Source organism: Nocardioides sp. (assembly GCF_051876515.1).
In the GTDB taxonomy this organism is placed as follows: domain Bacteria; phylum Actinomycetota; class Actinomycetes; order Propionibacteriales; family Nocardioidaceae; genus Nocardioides.
Genome location: NZ_JBJEHY010000020.1, coordinates 1 through 4,273, shown reverse-complemented (window position 1 = coordinate 4,273; position 4,273 = coordinate 1). Strand labels below are relative to the sequence as shown.

Here is a 4,273-nt window from a genome sequence, read left to right as displayed (position 1 = left end):
GAGGTCTACTCCCAAGACGCCCTTCTGACGCGCGGCGCACTCCCTGAGCAGCTCCTCGGTCTCTTCTCCGCTGGAGCGGTCCACCATCTTGTCGATGGAGTCTTTGAATATGTCAACCGCAGCCTTCACGATGAAGATGCAGATGACCAAGCTTGCCACGGAATCCAGGATGGGGTAGCCCAAACGGGCTCCGGCAATGCCTATGAGTGCGCCCACCGACGACAAGGCGTCGCTGGCGAACACCGGCAGCGCGACCCGCTTGCGCAGCAAGGTCTCGCCCAGTTGATTGCTTCGGAGTTTGCGGCCCAGCAGGATCCGCTTCGAGACGTCACCGACACCCACGACGAGCAAGCGTAGGCCACCTGCGCCGGATCGGCCTCCCGACACGGTTGCGGGGCCTCGCGGGTGATGGCGCCCATCGACCCGCGCCGTGCGTTAGCGTTCACACGTGCACGTCGTGATCATGGGGTGTGGCCGCGTCGGGTCGACGCTGGCCCGGAGCCTCGAGGACCGCAACCACACGGTGTCCGTCATCGACTCCGAGCCCGACGCCTTCCGTCGCCTCGGTCCCGCCTTCAACGGCGACAAGGTGACGGGCATCGGCTTCGACCAGGCAGTGCTGGAGAAGGCGGGGATCCGCCGTGCCCACGCGTTCGCCGCGGTCTCCAGCGGTGACAACTCCAACATCATCGCGGCCCGCGTGGCGCGCGAGACCTTCGGCGTGCAGCAGGTCGTGGCACGCATCTACGACCCGGGCCGCGCCGAGGTGTACCAGCGGCTGGGCATCACGACGGTCGCGACGGTGAAGTGGACCTCCGACCAGGTCCTGCGCCGGCTCCTGCCCGCGGGCGCCGAGCCGGACTTCCGCGACCCCTCGGGCACCATTCGTCTGGACCACGTGGGCGTCTCCGACGTCTGGGTGGGCCACCGCACGGTGCACTTCCAGGAGCAGTCGCACAGCCGCATCGCCTGGATCGACCGCCTCGGCGAAGGCATGCTGCCCACCCGCGACACCGTCCTGCAGGAGGGCGACCGACTGCACCTGGTCATCCGCGAGGACCAGGCCGCCCACGCGTACGCCGTCCTCGCCGACGGACCTGAGGAGGAGTGATGAGGGTCGCCATCGCCGGCGCGGGCGCCGTGGGGCGCTCGATCGCGCGCGAGCTGATCGAGAACGGTCACGACGTGCTGCTCATCGACAAGTCCGCGAGCGCCATCCGCCCCGACCAGGTGCCGGACGCCGAGTGGCTGCTGGCCGACTCGTGCGAGCTGTCCTCCCTCGAGGAGGCCCGCGTCGCGGAGTGCGACGTCGTGATCGCCGCCACCGGCGACGACAAGGCCAACCTCGTCACCTCGCTGCTGGCCAAGACGGAGTTCGCGGTCCCCCGCACCGTGGGCCGCGTCAACCACCCCAACAACGAGTGGCTCTTCACCGAGGCGTGGGGCGTCGACGTCAACGTGTCGACCCCGCGCATCATGTCGGCACTCGTCGAGGAGGCCGTGTCGGTCGGTGACCTGGTCCGGCTCTTCACGTTCCGGCAGGGCAACGCCAACCTCGTCGAGATGACGCTGCCCGCCAACTCCCCGTACGTCGGCACCCCCACCGGTCTCGTGCCGTTCCCCGACAACTGCTCCCTCGTCACGATGCTGCGCGACGGGCAGGTGTACACGCCGCAGGCCGAGCAGCCCCTCGAGGCTGGCGACGAGCTGTTGTTCGTGGTCCCCGCCGAGGTCGAGGAGGAGCTCGAGAAGCTCCTCTCCCCGCTCGCCGGTCGCCGCGCCGAGGACTGAACGGACGGGCCACGCCCGCCGGCTCAGTCGGCGGGCTGGCCCTCCGGGGCACCCGCGGCAGGTTCCGCGGCCTCGGCGGTGGCCGTCGCCCGCTCGATCGGCGTGCCGTCGCGCGCCAGCAACCAGACCATCGCCCCCAGGGCGGCCAGCTGCAGCGGCCAGCCCATGACGATCTTGCTCACCCCGAGGAAGGCGATCGCGGTGTCGGCGTCCATCGCTCCGCTGTGCCCGGCGAACCACACCGGCGCCTGGACGACGACACGCACCGCGCACGGGACGACGAGCATCCAGGTCAGCCGCGAGCAGAGCTTCACCAGACCGCGGTCGCGGCGCCACTCGGTGAGCTCGCCGGTGACGCTCCCGACCATGAAGCCGACCAGCGGCCACCGGACCAGGCAGGTCAGGCCCAGGACGACGGCGTACCCGGCGTTGTAGATGATGCCGGGCGCGAAGTAGGCCAGAGCCTGCTCCTCCGCGCTGCCTCCGGCGGCACCGGCCCGGTGGGCGAAGAACCACCCCAGCCCGATCCCGAAGAGGGCGTTGACCACGAACTGCACCGTGGAGCGCTGGACCAGGCGGATCGCCAGGAGCACCAGCGCGGCGCCGATGCTGACGTACAGAGCCGTCTCGAGCTGGCGCGTGGTCAGCCAGGTGACGGTGAACAGCACCGTGGGCGTCGCTGCCTCCAGCATCCCCCGGCGCCCGCCGAGGGCGTCGGAGAGCTGGCGCCGGACCAGCGCCTCGACGGTGGTCACGTCCGCGTGCTGCTCGCGCTCCTCGATGACCGGCTCGACGGTCTGGCCCTCGTCCGCGCCCGCCGGCCGGGCCGCGTCGTCGCTCACGGGATCAGCTCGTAACGGGGGTTGTACATGACGCGGACGCCGTTCTGCGGGCCGATCCGCCCGGTCACCCGCAGGGACCGGCCCGGGTCGATCCCGCCGATGCGTCGGCGGCCGAGCCAGGTCAGCGTGACCACGCCCGAACCGTCCGAGAGCTCAGCCTCCAGCACGGGCACGCCGTCACGGGGGCGCAGCGTCACCGTACGGAGGACCCCGCGCACCGTCACCCGCTCACGGTCGGGCGCCTCAGCGATCACCGCGTGCCCGGCCTCCTCGTGCGTGGCGCGCAGGTCGCGCGCCTCCTGGTCGGAGGTGTCGGCCCACCGGTCCAGGGCGCGGCGCCACCGTGCCTGGGCCACGGTCAGCGCACCCGGCGGGCGTCCGCGGGCAGCACCACCGGGAGCTGCTCACCGACCGGCATCGCACCGTCACCGCGGTGCACGACGACCTGGCTGAGGGCGTCCTCCCACTCACCTGCCTTCTCGGGGTCGGTGGCGGGGACACCCATGAAGGTGGCGCGCAGGAGCCAGCGGGGGCCGTTGACCCCCACGATCCGCGACGGCTGGACGGCCGGGGTGCCGTCGGGGCGCTGCACCGGCAGCTGGCAGACCAGCTCGGTGCCCCAGCGGCCCTCCCGCTCGGAGTGCTCGGCACCCCGGCGGGTCAGGTCCTCGGCGATCTGGGGACGGACGGTGCCCCACAGGTCCCCGTTGCGCGGCGCGGCGAACACCTGCAGCTCCACGGCACCCTCGGGGCCGGCGAGGAGGACCGAACGGACGTTCCCGCTCTTCTCGTCGACCTGCAGCCGCACCTCGAGCCCCTCCAACGGAGGAAGCAGCAGGGCCCCGAGGTCCACCCGCTCGACCCCGTCCTCGCGCACGTCGGCGCTGTCCCAGGGGCCGGGCTCACGGGCAGCGACCGCCTCGGACTCGGCGACCTCGGCCGCGGTCGAGGTCTTGCGGCGGAACTTCACGTCTGATCTCCCATCATCGCTGTCGGCTCGTCGTGGCGGCGCCACGCTCAGGCGCCGACGAACCCACCCGTAGAACCGTAACCCCCGTCACCACGCACCGAGTCAGGCAGTTCGTCCACGGCGACGAAGTCGGCCCGTTCGTACCGCTGCACGACGAGCTGCGCGACCCGGTCACCACGGCGCAGCTCGACCGGTTCGACCAGGTCGTGGTTGACCAGCAGCACCTTGACCTCGCCCCGGTAGCCGGAGTCCACGGTGCCGGGCGTGTTGACGATGGAGACGCCGTGCCGGGCCGCGAGCCCGGAGCGTGGGTGCACCAGGGCCACGTACCCCTCGGGAAGGGCGATCGCGATCCCTGTCGGCACCAGGGCCCGCTCACCGGGCCCCAGCCGTACGTCGACCGTGGTGCACAGGTCGGCGCCCGCGTCGCCGGGGTGGGCGTACGAGGGCAGCGGCAGGTCGGGGTCGAGCCGGCGGACGGCGACGCGCAGCGCGCCGGGGGTCTCGAGGCGGGGGTCGGGCGTCACGGGGCGCGAATCTACCCTCCGGACGGCGACGGGCACACGCGAGGACCGCCCGTCGTTCGTTGTGCGCCCTCGCCTAGGCTCATGCCCGTGGAGCGGCACCGATTCGACGAACGCCTGACCCTTCCCCTGCGCTGGTGGGTCCA

Annotated in this window: 7 protein-coding genes; 2 read left to right on the top strand and 5 right to left on the bottom strand. The window is 71.9% G+C overall.

The window, feature by feature from the left end:
* Nucleotides 1–342: cation transporter (locus ACI379_RS01030; RefSeq protein ID WP_439790198.1), on the bottom strand; the 342-nt coding region annotated here is incomplete at its 3' end.
* A 121-nt stretch (nt 343–463) separates the two neighbouring features.
* Here ACI379_RS01030 and ACI379_RS01025 point away from each other — a divergent pair.
* Together ACI379_RS01025 and ACI379_RS01020 are read left to right on the top strand one after the other, a co-directional pair.
* Nucleotides 464–1,111 carry a potassium channel family protein gene (locus ACI379_RS01025; RefSeq protein WP_439790199.1) on the top strand — a complete coding sequence of 216 codons (648 nt, stop codon included), beginning with the start codon at nt 464–466 and terminating at the stop codon, nt 1,109–1,111.
* Nucleotides 1,111–1,791 (top strand): potassium channel family protein, encoded by a 681-nt coding sequence (locus ACI379_RS01020; RefSeq protein ID WP_439790197.1) that lies wholly within the window; start codon nt 1,111–1,113, stop codon nt 1,789–1,791. Before ACI379_RS01025 ends, ACI379_RS01020 begins: the two co-directional genes overlap by 1 nt.
* A gap of 23 nt (nt 1,792–1,814) precedes the next feature.
* Here the strand turns inward: ACI379_RS01020 and ACI379_RS01015 are convergent, their stop codons facing one another.
* From ACI379_RS01015 to dut, 4 genes are read right to left on the bottom strand one after another with little or no spacing between them, the layout of a single operon-like run.
* On the bottom strand, nt 1,815–2,633 hold the full coding sequence (locus ACI379_RS01015; protein ID WP_439790196.1) for a DUF3159 domain-containing protein: 819 nt from the start codon (nt 2,631–2,633) through the stop codon (nt 1,815–1,817).
* On the bottom strand, nt 2,630–2,989 hold the full coding sequence (locus ACI379_RS01010; protein WP_439790195.1) for an OB-fold nucleic acid binding domain-containing protein: 360 nt from the start codon (nt 2,987–2,989) through the stop codon (nt 2,630–2,632). The genes ACI379_RS01015 and ACI379_RS01010 overlap by 4 nt, the downstream gene beginning before the upstream one ends.
* Nucleotides 2,990–2,991: 2 nt before the next feature.
* On the bottom strand, nt 2,992–3,603 hold the full coding sequence (locus ACI379_RS01005; protein WP_439790194.1) for a DUF3710 domain-containing protein: 612 nt from the start codon (nt 3,601–3,603) through the stop codon (nt 2,992–2,994).
* 47 nt (nt 3,604–3,650) lie between these two features.
* Nucleotides 3,651–4,130, bottom strand: a complete 480-nt coding sequence (gene dut, locus ACI379_RS01000; protein WP_439790193.1) for a dUTP diphosphatase — start codon at nt 4,128–4,130, stop codon at nt 3,651–3,653.
* Between the last annotated feature and the right edge of the window lie 143 nt (nt 4,131–4,273).